The 16,831-nt window shown below is 64.0% G+C and carries 15 protein-coding genes; all 15 read left to right on the top strand.

Annotated features, from left to right (window positions below; genetic code table 11):
- The first annotated feature begins 142 nt into the window (after nucleotides 1-142).
- The 15 genes from gap to JAB1_RS15220 all read left to right on the top strand — a co-directional run bounded on the left by gap (nucleotide 143) and on the right by JAB1_RS15220 (nucleotide 16,825).
- Nucleotides 143-1,153 carry a type I glyceraldehyde-3-phosphate dehydrogenase gene (gene gap, locus JAB1_RS15290; RefSeq protein ID WP_070280579.1) on the top strand — a complete coding sequence of 337 codons (1,011 nt, stop codon included), beginning with the start codon at nucleotides 143-145 and terminating at the stop codon, nucleotides 1,151-1,153.
- A 91-nt stretch (nucleotides 1,154-1,244) separates the two neighbouring features.
- Nucleotides 1,245-2,705, top strand: a complete 1,461-nt coding sequence (gene pyk / locus JAB1_RS15285; RefSeq protein WP_080698726.1) for a pyruvate kinase — start codon at nucleotides 1,245-1,247, stop codon at nucleotides 2,703-2,705.
- 165 nt (nucleotides 2,706-2,870) lie between these two features.
- Nucleotides 2,871-3,668, top strand: a complete 798-nt coding sequence (locus JAB1_RS15280; RefSeq protein ID WP_083299767.1) for a heparin lyase I family protein — start codon at nucleotides 2,871-2,873, stop codon at nucleotides 3,666-3,668.
- A 25-nt stretch (nucleotides 3,669-3,693) separates the two neighbouring features.
- The gene (locus tag JAB1_RS15275) at nucleotides 3,694-4,602 is read left to right on the top strand and encodes a heparin lyase I family protein (RefSeq protein ID WP_175445072.1); all 909 of its coding nucleotides are present in this window, start codon (nucleotides 3,694-3,696) and stop codon (nucleotides 4,600-4,602) included.
- A gap of 68 nt (nucleotides 4,603-4,670) precedes the next feature.
- Nucleotides 4,671-4,928, top strand: a complete 258-nt coding sequence (locus tag JAB1_RS15270; protein ID WP_139144571.1) for a hypothetical protein — start codon at nucleotides 4,671-4,673, stop codon at nucleotides 4,926-4,928.
- Between the two features lie 89 nt (nucleotides 4,929-5,017).
- Nucleotides 5,018-5,500: a DUF3617 family protein gene (locus tag JAB1_RS15265; protein ID WP_070280570.1), complete on the top strand. Its 483-nt coding sequence runs from the start codon at nucleotides 5,018-5,020 to the stop codon at nucleotides 5,498-5,500.
- Nucleotides 5,501-5,635: 135 nt separating this feature from the next.
- Entirely contained in the window at nucleotides 5,636-6,142 is a 507-nt protein-coding gene (locus JAB1_RS15260) for a sigma-70 family RNA polymerase sigma factor (protein ID WP_070280568.1), read from the top strand.
- A complete protein-coding gene (locus JAB1_RS15255; protein ID WP_070280566.1) occupies nucleotides 6,139-7,116 on the top strand; it encodes a FecR domain-containing protein in 978 nt (325 codons plus the stop codon). Before JAB1_RS15260 ends, JAB1_RS15255 begins: the two co-directional genes overlap by 4 nt.
- Nucleotides 7,117-7,313: 197 nt before the next feature.
- Nucleotides 7,314-7,787 (top strand): STN domain-containing protein, encoded by a 474-nt coding sequence (locus tag JAB1_RS30310; RefSeq protein WP_070280564.1) that lies wholly within the window; start codon nucleotides 7,314-7,316, stop codon nucleotides 7,785-7,787.
- Nucleotides 7,766-9,772: a TonB-dependent siderophore receptor gene (locus tag JAB1_RS15245; protein ID WP_070280562.1), complete on the top strand. Its 2,007-nt coding sequence runs from the start codon at nucleotides 7,766-7,768 to the stop codon at nucleotides 9,770-9,772. Before JAB1_RS30310 ends, JAB1_RS15245 begins: the two co-directional genes overlap by 22 nt.
- A gap of 75 nt (nucleotides 9,773-9,847) precedes the next feature.
- Nucleotides 9,848-10,216, top strand: coding sequence for a hypothetical protein (locus tag JAB1_RS15240; RefSeq protein ID WP_070280560.1), 369 nt, complete (start codon nucleotides 9,848-9,850; stop codon nucleotides 10,214-10,216).
- Nucleotides 10,183-10,869 carry a hypothetical protein gene (locus tag JAB1_RS15235; RefSeq protein WP_217494301.1) on the top strand — a complete coding sequence of 229 codons (687 nt, stop codon included), beginning with the start codon at nucleotides 10,183-10,185 and terminating at the stop codon, nucleotides 10,867-10,869. Before JAB1_RS15240 ends, JAB1_RS15235 begins: the two co-directional genes overlap by 34 nt.
- 398 nt (nucleotides 10,870-11,267) lie before the next feature.
- Nucleotides 11,268-14,939, top strand: coding sequence for a PAS domain S-box protein (locus tag JAB1_RS15230; protein WP_254672112.1), 3,672 nt, complete (start codon nucleotides 11,268-11,270; stop codon nucleotides 14,937-14,939).
- A 13-nt stretch (nucleotides 14,940-14,952) separates the two neighbouring features.
- Nucleotides 14,953-15,948 carry an HD domain-containing phosphohydrolase gene (locus JAB1_RS15225; protein WP_070280554.1) on the top strand — a complete coding sequence of 332 codons (996 nt, stop codon included), beginning with the start codon at nucleotides 14,953-14,955 and terminating at the stop codon, nucleotides 15,946-15,948.
- A 61-nt stretch (nucleotides 15,949-16,009) separates the two neighbouring features.
- Nucleotides 16,010-16,825: an aminoglycoside phosphotransferase family protein gene (locus tag JAB1_RS15220; protein ID WP_070280552.1), complete on the top strand. Its 816-nt coding sequence runs from the start codon at nucleotides 16,010-16,012 to the stop codon at nucleotides 16,823-16,825.
- The last annotated feature ends 6 nt before the right edge of the window (nucleotides 16,826-16,831 follow it).

Here is a 16,831-nt window from a genome sequence, read left to right as displayed (position 1 = left end):
CGCGTCGTGATTTGCGGCCTGCGATGCTCACTGTGCTCAAGCACAGTTCCGCTTCTCAGCCACAACTCCCTTCCGCTCGCTACGGTTTTGTTCGGCGCTGTACGTATCAGGTGAATCATTTAAATAATATCAAGGAGACAGCATGACCATCAAAGTTGCCATCAATGGCTATGGCCGCATCGGCCGCAATGTCTTGCGCGCGTTTTATGAAGGCGGCAAGCAGCAGGATATCGAAATCGTCGCCATCAATGACCTGGGCGACGCCAAGTCGAATGCACACCTGACGCGCTACGACACGGTACACGGCAAGTTTCCCGGCGTCGTCACCATCGACGGCGATAACATGATCGTCAATGGCGACCGCATCCGCGTCTTCGAGCAGCGCGACCCGGCCCTGATACCGTGGGGCGAACTCGGCGTGGACGTGGTGCTCGAATGCACGGGCTTCTTCACGACCAAGGAAAAAGCCTCGGCCCACCTGAAGGGCGGGGCAAAAAAGGTCATCATTTCCGCGCCGGGCGGCAAGGACGTGGACGCCACCATCGTGTTCGGCGTCAACCAGCATGTGCTGAAAGCCACGGATACCGTGATTTCCAACGCTTCGTGTACGACGAATTGCCTCGCGCCATTGGTGAAACCCCTCAACGACGCCATCGGCATCGAATCGGGCTTGATGACCACCGTGCACGCCTACACGAACGACCAGGTATTGAGCGACGTGATGCATGAAGACTTGCGCCGCGCCCGTTCGGCCACGCATTCGATGATCCCCACCAAGACGGGCGCGGCTGCCGCTGTCGGCCTGGTCTTGCCGGAACTGAATGGCAAGCTCGATGGCTTTGCCATCCGCGTGCCGACGATTAACGTCTCGCTGGTCGACCTGTCCTTCATTGCCAAGCGCGATACCAGCGTCGAGGAAGTCAATGCCTTGCTGAAAACGGCGTCGGAAGGCGCGCTGAAAGGTATCTTGACGTACCAGACGGAACCGCTCGTCTCCATCGATTTCAACCATAACCCCGCTTCGTCGAACTTCGATTCGACCCTGACCAAGGTCTCGGGCCGCCTCGTGAAAGTGTCGTCGTGGTACGACAACGAGTGGGGCTTCTCGAACCGCATGCTCGACACGACGGTTGCCCTGATGGCGGCCAAGTAAGAACGTAGTACCGCTGATCCAGCGCACCAGGACGGCCGGCCCACAAGGCCGGCCCTTGTAGCAGCACGAACTTTATAGAAAGCAGCACACCATGACCATGCAAGTACAGCAACGCGCCACCAAGATCGTTTCCACCATCGGCCCCGCTTCCAACGATATCGATACTCTGGTCCGCATGTTCAAGGCCGGCGTCGACGTCGTGCGCCTGAACTTTTCGCATGGCAAGGCGCAAGACCATATCGACCGTGCCCGCATGGTGCGCGAAGCGGCAGCCCTGTGCGGCCGCGAAGTGGCCATCATGGCCGACTTGCAAGGCCCGAAAATTCGCGTCGGCAAGTTTGAAGAAGGCAAGATTTTCCTGGAAAACGGCGCCAAGTTCATCCTCGACGCGAAATGGGGAGAAAACGGCGAATTGGGCAATATCGAGCGCTGCGGCCTCGACTACAAGGAATTGCCGCGCGACTTGCGCACTGCCGACGTGCTGCTGTTGAATGACGGCCTCATCGTGCTGACGGTGGATAAAGTCGTGGGCAGCGAAATCCACACCACCGTCAAGATCGGCGGCGAATTGTCGAACAACAAGGGCATCAACCGCCAGGGCGGCGGCCTGTCCGCTCCGGCCCTGACGGCGAAAGACATGGAAGACGTGAAGACGGCGATGAGCTTCCAGGCCGATTACGTGGCCGTGTCCTTCCCGAAAAATGCCACCGACATGGTCATGGCGCGCCAGTTGGCCAATATCGCCGGCGAAGCGTGGGACCACAAGCCGATGATGATCGCCAAGATCGAGCGTGCGGAAGCTATTCCTGCGCTGCAAGAAATTCTCGACGCGTCCGACGGTATCATGGTGGCCCGTGGCGACCTGGCCGTGGAAGTGGGCAACGCGGCCGTACCGGCCTTGCAAAAGCGCATGATCAAGATGGCGCGCGCCTCGAACAAGCTGGCGATCACGGCCACGCAGATGATGGAATCGATGATCGTCAACGCCGTGCCGACCCGCGCGGAAGTGTCGGACGTGGCCAATGCCGTACTGGACGGCACGGATGCCGTCATGACGTCGGCGGAAACGGCCTCGGGCCGTTATCCGATCGAAACGGTGGAAGCGATGGCCGCCATCTGCCTGGACGCGGAGAAATGGGACACCTGCAAGCTGGACGCCGATTTCCTCAACGCCACGTTCTCGCGCATCGACCAGTCGATCGCGTATGGCGCGCTGTTTACGGCCCATCACCTGCGCGTGAAGGCGATTGCCACCCTGACGGAATCGGGTTCCACGGCACTGTGGATGAGCCGTTGTAATATCGACATCCCGATCGTGGCCCTGACCCCGAGCGTGGGCACGCGCCGCAAGCTGGCCCTGTACCGCAATGTCAGCACCCTGGAACTGACGTCCGGCACGGACCGCGACAAGGTCTTGCAGCAGGCGGAAGATTTGCTGGTGGAACATAAGGTCGTGGCCAAGGGCGACACCGTCGTGCTGACCTGGGGCGAGCCGATGGGCAAGGTCGGCGGCACGAACGCGCTGAAAATCATGAAGATCGGCCAGCACTAAATCGTCCACTGGTGCCGGTTCCCGCCTGGCGGACCCGGCATCATCCTGCTTTGCCCCGTATATCCAGTAATATTGTAAAAATATATTTATTAATTGTGAAAATCAATAGATTTAAATACAATTGCATGCATCGTGTTTTCGATAGCCCATCCATAAAGGCTTTGCATGCAGTTATTCCGTCTTGCCGCCATCTCCTTGTTGACTGCTGCTGGCTTGCCGGCCCATGCCGTGGCGGCCGTCTTTCCTGCCGCTGCGGCGGCGGACATCGCACAGCATTTCACTGATTACTATGGCGTGCGCCAGCATGCGCAGCAGCGTGTCCAGGTGATGACGGCGACGCTGGGCGGCGTCACGCGGCCGGTGGTGCGCGCGGACTGGTACAGCACGGACGCCACGCCGCACAGCGATGCCTATCTGTTCAGCGAACAGCATCCCGTGCAATCGACGCGGCGCTGGTATGCCATGAGCGTCTTCCTGCCCGCCGACTGGATCACCACCAGCGTGCCCGTCACCGTGGCGCAGGTCGACAACGGCAGCGGGGCAGGTGCATTGGCGCCGCCGCTTGCACTGCAGATACGTGGCGACCAGCTGATGCTGAACATGAATTTCAATCATCGGACGAGCGATATCACGCCCGCCAATTCCGCGCGCCGCACGGTGCTGGCCGGGCCGGCAACCCTGGGCAGCTGGCATTGCATGGTGGTGCGCGCCGACTGGTCTGCTGTGGCCGGCACCGGTGAATTGCGGGTGTACATGGATGGCAGTGCGAAGGAAACTTTTTTTGCCCGCTCAAGCCACAACAGCTATGCGGGCGCGCTGCATGTGCCGCGCGTGGGCTTGAGCGTGCCGGAGGGGGCTGCGCCCGGCCATCGCGTGATGTATGCCGACTTTATATGGGTGGGCGATGCCGCCGCATCACTCAATGACTTGACGCAAAAGACGCCTTGCCATGCGGCGCCCTGAGCAATCCCTGAAACAAAGGTTTCCCATGCGCTCATCTATCGCCACCGCCATGCTGGCATTGCTGGCTGCCACGCCGCTGCACGCGCAGGTCGTCAACAGCATCGGCGGACCCGTGACCACCATGGCGCCGACCAGCCTGCCCAGGCCCGCCAGTTTCGACAATGTGACAACACGCTATTTCAGCTGGCTGTACGGCATCAGCGCCGGCAATCCTGCCGGCGTGGAATTGGTGGGTGATCCTGCGGTGACGCAAGGCGTCGAGACGCGCAAGGTATTTCGCATGACGGTCAATGCCAGCGATCCTGACGAGTATGGCAAGCGCACGGAGGTAACGCCATCGTATGAGCGCATGCCTCAGGGGCACCGCTGGTATGCGGGCGGCGTGTATTTTCCCGCCGACTGGGATTTGACGGGCAAGGATGGCTGGATCGTCGTCTTCCAGGTGCACAGCGCCAGGGGCATCGTCGTGACGTCGCCGCCGTTCTCGATCATCGCCGATGGACCCGACCTGGTGATGGAGACGCGGGCCAATCACCGCGATACCTACACGCTGAAGGATGGCGTGATGGTGGCTGATGCGACCGCGAACAACACGGTGCAGCAACGTCTGATGTTGGGAAAAATTGAACGTGAGAAATGGTATTGCGTGGTGCTCGATGCGGATTGGCAGCATGCCTCAGGCACGGGCGCATCGCGCTTTTGGCTCAATGGCAAGTTGGTGTATGAGGGAAGCAATTTCCCGACCCACTATATGAATGTGGACTTGCCGTCGCGCGGCAATTATCCGAAGACGGGCGCCTACCTGGGCGGATTTCACGACACGCTGCAGGGCAAGCGTGTCCTGTACACGGATTTCATCCATCTGGGCGGCGGCGCCAGTATCTATGCGCAAATGGCCGCTGAGACGCCATGTCCCGTGCCGCCGGCAACGTAGTCAGGGCAATGAACTGCAGTCTTAAGAATGGCTGAAAAAAACGTGATCAGCGGCGCATTGCGTGGCAGATGCCCAATCAGCCATTGCCTTGGCCACATTTCCGTGTCAGCATGGTTTTCCTGCCTTCCAAGGCGCATCCGGAGTTCATGATGACTGCATACTTGCCTGCCTTGCTCTGGTCTTTGTCGGCCTTTGCCTGCATGTTCATTGCCAAGCGCCGCCAGATCAGGACAACGGCCGTCCGGGCCGTCCTGGTGACCTTTTTGGGGCCGTTTGCCATCCCCTTCGTGCTGGCCGCAAAGTCCGGGAAAGCCTATCCGGCGTAAATCCACGCGGCCGTCATGCACGGCTAAGCGTGTGGCCTGCGGGCATTTCTCTTTGCTATATTCAAGTTTTTAGCCGAAAGAGCATGCCCATGAAGCGCCGCGCGACCTTGTTTCTGATGACCATCCTTCCCCTGTGCGCGGCCACGTTCGCCTCGGCGGGCGAGCCGGTGCAGCGCTTGCAGCGCGCCACGGGGCTGTGGAAGGTGACGCCCGCCACCTCGCCATTTTCCTGGGAGATCTGCGTCGACCAGCCGCGCGACCGCCTGATCGACGACGATCTGTGGTCCGGTTTCGAGCAGGAATGCAAGATCGAGTCGCAAAGCCGCCAGGGCGACAGTTATCAATTCGAGGCCGCCTGCCCGGATGCCAGGCTGTCTGGTGCCTTCAAGGGCGACCTGGCCAAGGCATATACCCTGAGCGCCGACACCACCGTGCAAGTCAATGGCAAGAACGAAGTGCAGCACACGGAACTGGCAGCCGTGTTCCAGGGCGCTTGTCCTGCAGGGCTGGCGCCGGGCGCGAAGAAAATGCGCGGCGGCATGGTGATGAAGAGCCTTTACATCAAGCGCTAGAGGATTGCGACCGCGTTGAAACAACAGTTTCCACGGATAGGCAGGCGCCGGCATTGACGGCGGAGGCAATGATTTGTGATAATGAGAATTATTATCAATTGGCCGCGCCTTGCCTTGTGCGCATCGGAGTCCCTAGTGAACATTGCGCAGTCCAGCGAGTCGATAGCCGGCATCTACAGCAGCCACCACGGCTGGCTGATGCGCTGGCTGCGCGCCAAGCTGCAGTGCGCCGACCATGCGGCCGACCTGGCGCAGGATACCTTCGTGCGCCTGCTGACGGCGCCGCCTGAAAGCCGGCAAACCTTGCACGAGCCGCGCGCCTACCTGACGACCGTGGCGCAGCGCCTGCTGATCGACCATTACCGGCGCCTGTCGCTGGAACAAGCCTGGCTGGAAACCCTGGCGCAGCAGCCCGATCTGCTGATGCAGTCGCCGGAAGAGCGTTTGCTGGTGCGCGAAGCCCTGCAGCGCATCGATGCCATGCTCGACGGCTTGCCGCCGCCGGTGCGCAGCGCCTTCCTGCTGGCGCATGTCGATGGTCTCGCGTATGGGGAAATCGCGCGGCGCCTGGCCGTGAGCGAGCGCAGCATCAAGCGCTACATGGTGCAGGCGTTTGAGCGCTGCATCCTGCTGATCCTGTGAGCGCCAGCACGGCTGTCATCGATCCCCGCGCCGCGCGGGTGGCGGCGCAATGGCTGGTGCGTCTGCACGGGGGCGCCTTGACTCCAGGCGAGCAGCAAGCGTTCCAGGCCTGGCGCGCCAGCGATCCCGCGCACGAAGCGGCCTGGCAGCGTGCCGAACTCGTGTGCAGCACCCTGGCCAGCGTGCCGCCCGCGCTGCGCCAGACGGCGGACGCGGCGCCGCAGTCGCCGCACCGGCGTGCCGTGCTCTACGGCCTGGCCAGGCTGATCGCGGCCGGGCCGGCGCTGTGGCTGGCCAGCCAGTCGGCGCCGTGGCAGGCGTGGCGCGCCGCGATCCGCACGGCGAGGGGAGAAATCCGCCACATGACCTTACCTGACGGCACGCGACTGGTGCTTAACACGGACACGGCCATCGATGTGCATTTTGACGGCGCGGCGCGGCTGCTCGTGCTGCATGCAGGGGAAATCCATGTCGGCACGGCGCACGACGGGGCCGTGCCGGCGCGCCCCTTCCTCGTGCGCAGCAGCAATGGCGCCGTGCGCGCGCTGGGCACGCATTTCAGCGTGCGCCACGCTGGCAGCGTGCTGGCGCCGCGCACCGAGGTGAGCGTCAGCGAAGGCGCCGTCGAGATACAGCCACGGGACGCTCCTGACGCCTTGCGCAGGATCGATGCGGGCCGGCAGGGCAGTTTCGACGACCGTGCCGTTTCTGCCTTGACGCCGCTGGCGCCGCGCGCTGCCGGCTGGCTGCAGGGCGTGCTGATCGCCGAGCGCATGCCGCTGGGCGAGGTGTTCGAACAGGTGGCGCGCTACCGCTATGGCGTGCTGCGCTGCGATCCCGCGCTGGCGGCCATGCCCGTGGACGGCATCTTCCAGTTGAACGACCCGGACAACATCCTGCTCTTGCTGCAGCGCTCCTTGCCGATCCGTCTGGCGCGCCGCACGCGCTACTGGATCAGTGTCGAGGCGGCTTGAGATTGTCGGCTTACGCGTGGCCTTGCCACACTAAGCCGACCTACGACTTAGCCCGCAGGGCGTAAGCCGACATGCCCCAATTTACTTTTTGCCTGTCCCTTTTTCCGGATTGCTTCGTCATACAAGGTAGAGAACGAACAATCCGAACCATCGAAAGGGTCCACATGGCTTTGCAGCACCGCATTACCGCAGCACGAATGACGCTCCATCCCACCACCGGCGCCGTGCGCGCCGCGCTGGTCCTGCTCCTCGCCGTGGGCGCCGCCGGCACCGGTTTGCCGCAAGCGGCGCTGGCCGCCGAGTCCAGTCCGGCCGCCAGTGTGCGCGACTACAGCATTCCTGCCGGCAGCCTGCGCAGCGCGCTGGCATCGTTTGCCATCGCCGCCGGCGTCAACCTGTCCACCCAGGGCGTGGCGCTCGATGGCCTGGTGACGCCGGGCTTGCAAGGGCGCCATGGCATCTCTGCCGGCCTGCAAAAACTGCTGCAAGGCAGCGGCCTCGAAGTGACGGACGGTGGCAATGGCAATTACCTCTTGCGTAAAATCAATACCGGCATGGCCGATGGCGGCCTGGCCAGCATGCCCGCCGTGGTCGTCAGCGCCGAGGCGGACCGCGCCACGGAAGGCACGGCTTATATACGGCGCGCAATATGTCGACAGCCACGGGCCTGAACCTGTCGCAGCGCCACACGCCGCAAACGGTCAGCGTCATTTCGCGCCAGCAAATGGAAGATTTCGACCTGACCACCTTGCAGGACGTGGCGCGCGCCACGCCCGGCCTGTATGGCAAGACGCAGGGCGTGTCCGACCAGGAAACCACGTATTTCGCCCGCGGCTTTGCCTTGAGCCACGTCAACGTGGATGGCTTGCCGCTCGATGTGACGGGTTTCAATGAGCGCAACGTTTCCGCCGACATGCTGATGTACGACCGGGTGGAAGTGGTGCGCGGCGCCACGGGCCTGATGGAAGGGGCGGGCGCACCGTCGGGCAGCATCAACATGGTGCGCAAGCGTCCCACGGCCACGCCCTTGCTGAACGCCTCGGCCCACCTGGGCAGCTGGAAGGACCGGCAATTGACGGTGGATGGCAGCAATGCACTGAACGAATCGGGCAGCCTGCGGGGTCGTGTCGCGGCCAGCTGGCGCGACAGCGACAGTTTTGTTGACGTCGTCAACAATACCAACGGCACCGTGTATGCGATCGTCGAGGCGGACCTGACGCCGTCGACCACGGCCGGCATCGGTTTTTCGCGCCAGCACAGCCGCACCGACGGGGTGTTCGTCGGCTTGCCGACCTTGCCCGATGGCCGTCACATGGACTTGCCCCGCTCGACCTTCCTGAATAATGCCGATTCCTTCCAGAAACGCGACAACAATGTCGTTTTCGCCGACCTGGAAACGAAGCTGGACAAGGGCTGGCGCAGCCGCTTCGCCATCACGCGCATCGATGCCTCGTCGAGCACGCGCAACACCACCAACAGCCGCGTCGATGGCGAAACGTATCTGCTGGAACAGTCGGAAACGGGCTGGAAGTACAACACGGAACAAGTGGTGGCCGACTGGCGCTTGAGCGGCCCCGTCACCTGGTTCGGCCGCCAGCATGACCTGATTGTGGGCGCCAGCTACCGCCATGACGATTCCGACGCCGGCCAGAGCTGGGAAGGCGCCGGGAAGCGCGTGATCGATATCCGCCACTGGAATCCGCGCGCCTACCGCATGAACGGCGCGCCGTTCGAGCCATATAACTGGGGCCGCAAGACGGACGAGAAGGGCCTGTATGCGGCTGGTAACTTCAGCCTGGCCGATCCGCTGCGCCTGGTGCTGGGCGGGCGCTTCGGCTGGTATGCGCAGGATGTCACGGGCTGGTATTCCACCAACCCGGTCTGGCGCCGCAGCCTGACGGAAAACGCGAAATTCACGCCATACGCGGGCCTCGTCTACGACCTGGACCAGCACCATTCCGTGTATGCGAGCGCCACGCAGATCTTCCAGCCACAAAGCGAGCTCGATGTGCGCGGCAATACCTTGCCGCCTTTGAGCGGCACCAACCTGGAAGCGGGCGTCAAGGGAGAATATTTTGGCGGCAGGCTCAATGCCAGCGGCGCCTTGTTCCGCATCAGGCAAAACAACCGCGCCATGGCCGACGAGGTCAATTGCCCCACGGGCGGCGCCATCTATTGCGCCCGCGCGGCCGGGCAGGTGCAGAGCGAAGGCATCGACTTGCAATTGTCGGGCTCGCCATTGCCGGGCTGGCAGATCGCGGGTGGCTACACCTATGTCCTGGCCAAGTACACCAAGGACAGCGTAGCGGCCAACATCGGCCAGCGCATCGCCACGGATGAGCCGAAGCAATTGTTCAAGCTGTACACGAATGTGCAGCTGAGCGGCAGCCTGGCGAAATGGAACCTGGGCGCCTCCGTGTATGCGCAGGACAAGATCTACCGCCGCGAAACGGGCTTCGATACGCGGCAGGGCGCTTACGCCATCGTCGGGCTGACGGCCGGCTACCGGATCAGCGAGCAGCTGCAGCTGCGCGTGAATGTGGACAACGCGCTCGACCGCCGCTACTACCAGGGACTCGGCTATTCGTGGTCGGGCGGGCTGGAACGCTACGGCGCGCCGCGCAGCGTGCTGCTGTCCTTGAACTACAAGATGTAGCCATTGCGCCAGCAGAGCGCGTCCCGGGCGGGCGCCTCTGCTACACTGCCGCCGTCCCCATTTTTGACTGTTCCCATGTCCGCCACACCTGTCCTCACGCCCCTGAAAAGCGCTTTCCAGCAATCGCGCGCCGAGAATAATATCGAGCTGATCCTGCCCGAACTGCTGACCGCGCAATTACACGTCGTCATCGGCGGACAAAGCGAACAGATCGACCTGTTCCTCGTGCCATCGCCCAATCCCGAGCGCCAGTGCGTGACGGTGGCGGAAGACATGGCCTTCCTGGCTGGCATCAACTTTCCCAAGATTCCCGTGACGGGCGCGCAGCTGATCGCCTCGATTCCACCCGACATCGAAATCGTCCTCCTGCATGGCGATGGCGCCAATTACCTGACGCGCGAGCAGCTGGCGTGGTTCCGCGGCATGCTGGCACCGACCGCTTGAGCGGGGAGCTGAGACCCACGCTGAAGCCGGCGCGCGCCGAATGGATCCGTTTTTCGCCGGCCGACGATGCAAGCTCGCATGCGGCGATGATGGCCAATCTGCGTCCCGTGCTGTGGCGCAGCGTGCTGCTGGGCGGCTGTGCCCTGATCCTCGCTTTTGTCCTGCAAGCCGTCTGGCGCGACGTGCCGTACGCGGGCGAGGCAGTGTTGTTCTCTCCGCTGGCGCTGGCCGCCTGGATCGCGGGCCTGGTGCTGTTTCCGGGACGCGCTTTGCTCTTTCATGTGGAACTTGACGATGCGGGCCTGTTGCTGCGGCGCCATGCGCGGCGCTTGCCCGACTGGGATAAAAGCGTGCAGCTGGACTTGTCGCAGCTGCAGCGGCTGGACGTGGTCACGTATGGGGGCGCATTGCAGGTCTATCGGACCCCGGCACCGCTGGCGCGCGTGGAGCTGCTGCTCTACACGACTCTCGCGGACTATCCGCTGATCCGCGTGGTGGGCCTGAACTTGCCCGTGCCGCAGCGCTGGACGCTGTGCCAGATCAAGGAGGAACTGAGCCGCCGCTGTAGACTGGCCGGTATCCCTGTCAGCGAGACGGCCGGGCCGATCAGCCAGGAATCCGCGGCCATCCGCGCGCGCTGGCCGCAGGCGTAGGCGCAGACGGGCCAGTGTCGCATCGCCGCCGCAATAACTATCATTTTTGATAACTGTATTGCTGAAGTCCTATGAATATGTTCGCAAAGCAACTATACTCATGGCTCTTTAAAAAATCATCGTCACGCTGGCGGCCAGCCATCCGCGCCAGAGTTCGTACGCATTCCGCTTTTTCACTCTGTAAAAAGCACCTTTCCCCCGCGCGGCAGGCGCGGGCGTGATGACCGAGCCTTGCCCTGGTCGACTGCTACCGTTGTCATTTCCGCTGTGTTGCCGCTTTAGTAAAAAGCGTGGCGCCAGCGCGCGCGGTGGGCCGTCATGTTTTGCTACGTCACGTTTCACTCACCTTATGCCACGACAGTATGTTTAGTTCCATCTTTGCTGTATCGAGCGATACCATGCAGTACATCTACGGCACGCACAATGCGTGGCTGGTGCTGTTTTCCGTCGGTATCGCCATCTTTGCCTCGTTCATGGCCTTGCAGATCGCCGGTATGGCGCGCAGCAGCGAGCGCGGCTTCCAGCGCCAGACGGCCATCATCACGGGCGCCATCGCGCTCGGCGGCGGCATCTGGTCGATGCACTTCATCGGCATGCTGGCCTTCGACATCTGCACGCGCGTATCCTTCGACCCCAGCCTGACCCTGCTGTCGATGCTGCCCGGCGTGGCCGCTTCATGGGTGGCGCTGCACCTGCTGGCGCGCCCGAGCATCAACTGGCGCCAATTGGTGGTGGGAGGCGTGCTCGTCGGCGTGGGCATCGGTTCCATGCATTACAGCGGCATGGCCGCCATGCAGACTTCGCTGACCCTGCATTACCAGCCGTGGCTGTTCGCCCTGTCGCTGGTGGTGGCCGTCGTCATGGCCATGCTGGCGCTGTGGATACGCTTTGGCCTGAGCGCCATGCGTTTGCGTCTCACTCCCCTGGCGTCGTTGCTGGTCAGCAGTGCTGTCATGGGGCTGGCCATTTCCGGCATGCATTACACGGGCATGCTGGCGGCGCGCTTTTCCGGCACGCCCACGGCGGGCGAGAACACGATTACGGTACAGGCCTCGTTCGTGGCCCTGGCCGTGGCCCTGATCACCGTCACCCTGACCGTCTTCGTGGCCGCCGCGAACGGCTTGCTGCGCTACCGCCAGCTGCTGCGCCACGCCAGCGCCAGCGAATCGCGCCTGCGCGCCATCGTCGATACGGCGGCCGACGGCCTGATCACCATCGATGGCCAGGGCAAGGTGCGCTCCTTCAATCCCGCCGCGGAAAGCCTGTTCGGCTGGCGCGAAGCGGAGATCGTGGGGCGCGACGCCAGCGTGCTGCTGCAGCCGTCCGACGCGGCCGAATACGAAGGCTATCTGCGCGACTACCTGGAAACGGGCGCCTCGCGCATTCTCGACAGCGGACGCGAACTCGATGGCTGCCACAAGGATGGCGCCGTGCTGCCCATGCGCGTGGCGATCGGCAAGATCGACACGCCGGGCCAGCCCCTGTTCGTGGCGTTTGTCACGGACATGCGCTCTTCGCGCAGCATGGAGCAGGCGCTGAAGGACAGCGAGCGCCAGTACCGCACCCTGATCCGCAATATCCCCGGCGTGTCCTTCCACTGCAGCTTCGCGCCCGAATGGAGGATGATCTTCATCAGCGATGCCGTCTTCAACCTGACTGGCTGGATGCCGCAGGACTTTGCCGAAGGGCGCGTCAGGCTGTTCGACCTCGTGCACCCGGACGACCGCCAGCGCGTCAACGACACCTGCGTGCAGGCGGCCGGAGAAAAGCGCGACTTCGAGAACGTCTACCGCATGATCCACCGCGACGGGCGCGAGCGCTGGGTGCGCGAAAGCAGCGGCCCCGTGCTCGATAATGACGGCGTGGTGCGCTGGATCGATGGCGTCATCCTCGACATCACGGAAAGCGAATTGCGCAACGCCGAATACGAAGGCAAGGTGACGGCCATCTCGCGCGCGACTGCCGTCGCGGAGTTCGACCTGCAGGGACGCATCCTGGCGGCCAACGAGAACTTCCTCGACCTGGTCGGCTACCAGCTCGACGATGTGCTGGGCCTGCACCACAGCATCTTCTGCGAACCGGGTTATGTGACCTCGCCAGACTACATCGCGTTCTGGCAGCAGCTGGCCAGTGGCCAGTTCAATACGGGCGAGTACAAGCGCATCGGCAAGGATGGCAAGGAAGTGTGGATACAGGCTTCGTACAATCCGATCTTCAATACGGACGGCAAGCCGTTCAAGGTGGTCAAGCTGGCCACCGACGTCAGCGAGCGGCGCGCCATGCAGGAAAACCTGCGCGCGGCAAAAGACCGCGCCGAGCTGGCCGCCGAATCGAAGACCAGCTTCCTGGCCAACATGAGCCATGAAATCCGCACGCCGATGAACGCCATCATCGGCTTTACGGAAGTGCTGCTGGGGACCGCCCTGGACAGCCTGCAGCGCCGCCATCTGGGCACGGTGCGCCAGTCCGCCCGTTCCCTGCTCGAGCTGCTCAACGACATCCTCGATATGGCCAAGCTGGAAAAAGGCGCCACCGAACTGGAACTGGTGGACTTTTCGCTGCCCGACCTGGTCGACCACGTGGCCGCGTCGCTGCGCATCACGGCGCATGCGCGCGACCTGGTGCTGCATGTCGATGTCGATCCGGGCATGGGCCAGTTCTTCCTGGGCGACGCGCGCCGGGTGCAGCAGGTGCTGACGAATCTGATCGGTAACGCCGTCAAGTTCACGGAAGTGGGCCATGTGCGCGTGGCCGTCGGCATGCAGGGCGAGCAGGTGCATATCGCCGTGCACGACACGGGCATCGGCATCCCCGCTGACCGCCTGGACAAGATATTCGCCCCCTTTACGCAAGCCGATTCCTCGATGAGCCGCCGCTTTGGCGGCACGGGCCTGGGTACGACGATTTCGCTGCAATTGGTCGAACTGATGAAAGGCACCATCACGGTGGAGAGTACCCTGGGCGTGGGCAGCGTGTTCCACGTGCTGCTGCCGCTGGCGCCGGGCAAGGCCGTGGCGCGCCGCAGCGAGCAGCCTGTGGTGGCCTTGCCGCCGCTGCGCATCCTGGCGGCCGACGACGTGCCGCAGAATGTGGAGCTGCTCCTGATCAGCCTGGGTGCGGCCGGCCACCAGGTGATCGCCGCCAGCGATGGCGAGAGCGCCGTGCGCGAGTTCAGCAAGGGCAGCTTCGACATCGTCCTGATGGACGTGCAGATGCCGCGCATGGACGGCCTGGAAGCGACGCGCCTGATCCGCGTGCACGAGCGCGAGCAGGGCTTGAAGGCGACGCCCATCATCGCCCTGACGGCCAGCGTGCTGGAACAGGACCGGCGCGCCGCGCAGACGGCCGGCATGAACGGCTTTGCTTCGAAGCCGCTGGAAATGCACAAGCTGACGGCGGAAATCGCCCGCCTGCTCGATATCGCCGTGGCCATGCCGCCGGCGGCGGCCGGCGCGGCGGCGCGTGCCGCCGCCGGCCAGGTCGACTGGCAGCGCGGCATCGCCCTGTGGGGCGGACGCGCGGCCTTGCAGCGCGCCATTGCGCGCTTCGTGCAAGCCAATGGCGACTGCGCCGCCATGCTGGCGGCGGAACTGGAACGCGGCGGCAGCAGCGTGGCGGGCCACCTGCTGCACCGGATCAAGGGCGCGGCGGGCAACCTGTGCCTGGTGCAGGTCGAAAGCCTGCTGGGACGCATCGAGCAAGCCATCGCGCGCCAGTTGCCGGTGACAGAATTGCTGGTGCAGCTGGCGGCCGCCTTCATGGCGCTGGCCGGCGAGCTGGAAGAGGTGGATATGCCGGCCGTCGCCATGGAAGCACCGACCGCCAGCGCGCCCATCGATGCAGCCGCCGCTGGCGCCTTGCTGCGGCAAGCCATCGCCAGCCTGGAAGGCGGGCAGCTGGACGACGCCCTGATGTCGCAGATTGCCGCCATGCTGGCGCCGCACGGCCAGCAGCCGCGCCTGCAGGCGCTGGCCAGCGCCATCGACGACTTTGAATTTGCGCGCGCCGCGGGCGTGCTGCGCCAGTTGCTGGCATGGCTGGAAGCACCAGCGCCTGCCGACCTTTCCTGACCTTGGGCTAACGATGACCTTACACGAAGACAAACCGATCCTGCTGCTGGTCGACGATGAAGCGACGAATCTGCAGGTGCTGCGCCAGATTTTGCAGGACGATTACCGCCTGCTGTATGCCAAGGATGGCGAGAAGGCGCTGGAACTGGCGCAACATAATCCCGTGGAACTGATCCTGCTCGACATCATGATGCCCGCCATGACGGGCTATGAAGTGTGCCGGCAGCTCAAGGCCATGCCGGCCACGGCGTCCATTCCCGTCATTTTCGTCACCGCCCTGTGCGACGTGAAGGACGAGGCGGATGGCTTTGACGCGGGCGCCGTCGACTACATCACGAAACCCGTCAGCCCGCCCATCGTGCGCGCCCGCGTGCGCACGCATCTGTCGCTGGTGGACGCCGAAGAGTTGCGCCGCTCGCGCCTGCAGGTGATCCAGACCTTGGGCCAGGCGGCCGAATACAAGGATAACGAGACGGGCATGCACGTCATCCGCATGAGCTATTACGCGCGCCAGCTGGCGCTGGCGGCCGGCTACAGCGCGGCCAGGGCGGAAGACTTGCTCAACGCGGCGCCCATGCACGACGTGGGCAAGATCGGCATCCCCGACGCCATCCTGCAAAAACCGGGCAAGCTCGATGCGGATGAATGGCAAGTCATGCGCAGCCACGCGGAAATCGGCGCGGCCATCATCGGCGAGCACGCGGGCGGCCTGCTGAAAATGGCGCGCACCATCGCCCTGACGCACCACGAAAAATGGGACGGCAGTGGCTATCCGCAAGGCTTGAAAGGCGAGGAAATCCCCCACGAAGGCCGCATCGTCGCCATCGCCGACGTCTTCGACGCGCTTACCAGCGAACGCCCGTACAAGCGCGCCTGGACGGTCGACGAAGCCATCGCCACCATGCAGCGCGACAGCGGCACGCACTTCGACCCGCAACTGCTGGCGCTGTTCATCGAACAGCTGCCGGCCATGCTGGAAATCAAGGACCAGTGGCGCGAGCCGGCGTGAACGGGCTACCCGCCGGCCTGTCTCTTATAGTAGCGTCCTGACCTTCATCCCAGGATTGCCCATGGATTACCGGAACCGCATTGCCGACCATCTCCGGCAATGGTCATTGCAAGCCGATGGCATGCCCGTGCACACGCATGGCGCATGCCTGTTGCCGGTGCTGCACGGTGGCCAGCCGGCCATGCTGAAGCTGTCGACCGGCGACGATGAGCGGCGCGCTGGCGCCGTGCTGCGCTGGTGGGATGGCGACGGCGCCGTGCGCGTGCTGGCCGCCTCCACGGAGGATGATGTCCTGCTGCTTGAGCGGGCGATGGGTTCCCGTTCGCTGGCCGCGCTGGCGCGCGCGGGGGAGGCGGGCGATGCGGCCGCCACCGGTATCCTGTGCGCCGTGGCGGCACGCCTGCATGCGCCGCGGCCATCCGCTCCACTTTTGCCTCCCTTGTCCGGCTGCTTTGCCGCGCTGGCCGCTGCCGCCGCGCGCGGCGGCGTGTTGTCGGCATGCCATGCTGTGGCGCAGGATTTGCTGGCGGCGCCGCAGGACAGCGTGGTGCTGCATGGCGATCTGCATCACGCGAACGTGCTCGATGGCGGCGCGCGCGGCTGGCTGGCCATCGATCCGAAAGGCTATGTGGGCGAGCGGGGTTTTGATTTCGCCAATATCCTGTGCAACCCGGATGCCGCGCTGGCCACTTTTCCGGGCCGACTGGTGCGGCAGGTGGCGCTGATCGCCGAGGCGGCGCGCCTCGATCCGGCACGGTTGCTGGCGTGGGGCGCCGCGTGGGCGGGTCTGTCGGCGGCATGGCATCTGGAAGACGGCACGCCGCCGGATACGGCGCTGGCCGTGGCCGCCACCGCGCTGGCGGCCTTGCGGGCGTGACGGGGA

It is taken from the genome of Janthinobacterium sp. MP5059B (assembly GCF_001758645.1).
Classification (GTDB): Bacteria; Pseudomonadota; Gammaproteobacteria; order Burkholderiales; family Burkholderiaceae_D; genus Janthinobacterium; species Janthinobacterium lividum.
This window is presented reverse-complemented; position numbering and strand designations above follow the sequence as displayed.

Bases quoted from the DNA above. Each gene is read 5' to 3' on its own strand.
- gap (WP_070280579.1), top strand. From the start codon at position 143: ATGACCATCAAAGTTGCCATCAATGGCTATGGCCGCATCGGCCGCAAT.
- pyk (WP_080698726.1), top strand. From the start codon at position 1,245: ATGACCATGCAAGTACAGCAACGCGCCACCAAGATCGTTTCCACCATC.
- JAB1_RS15280 (WP_083299767.1), top strand. From the start codon at position 2,871: ATGCAGTTATTCCGTCTTGCCGCCATCTCCTTGTTGACTGCTGCTGGC.
- JAB1_RS15275 (WP_175445072.1), top strand. From the start codon at position 3,694: ATGCGCTCATCTATCGCCACCGCCATGCTGGCATTGCTGGCTGCCACG.
- JAB1_RS15270 (WP_139144571.1), top strand. From the start codon at position 4,671: ATGCCCAATCAGCCATTGCCTTGGCCACATTTCCGTGTCAGCATGGTT.
- JAB1_RS15265 (WP_070280570.1), top strand. From the start codon at position 5,018: ATGAAGCGCCGCGCGACCTTGTTTCTGATGACCATCCTTCCCCTGTGC.
- JAB1_RS30310 (WP_070280564.1), top strand. From the start codon at position 7,314: ATGACGCTCCATCCCACCACCGGCGCCGTGCGCGCCGCGCTGGTCCTG.
- JAB1_RS15245 (WP_070280562.1), top strand. From the start codon at position 7,766: ATGTCGACAGCCACGGGCCTGAACCTGTCGCAGCGCCACACGCCGCAA.
- JAB1_RS15240 (WP_070280560.1), top strand. From the start codon at position 9,848: ATGTCCGCCACACCTGTCCTCACGCCCCTGAAAAGCGCTTTCCAGCAA.
- JAB1_RS15230 (WP_254672112.1), top strand. From the start codon at position 11,268: ATGCAGTACATCTACGGCACGCACAATGCGTGGCTGGTGCTGTTTTCC.
- JAB1_RS15225 (WP_070280554.1), top strand. From the start codon at position 14,953: ATGACCTTACACGAAGACAAACCGATCCTGCTGCTGGTCGACGATGAA.
- JAB1_RS15220 (WP_070280552.1), top strand. From the start codon at position 16,010: ATGGATTACCGGAACCGCATTGCCGACCATCTCCGGCAATGGTCATTG.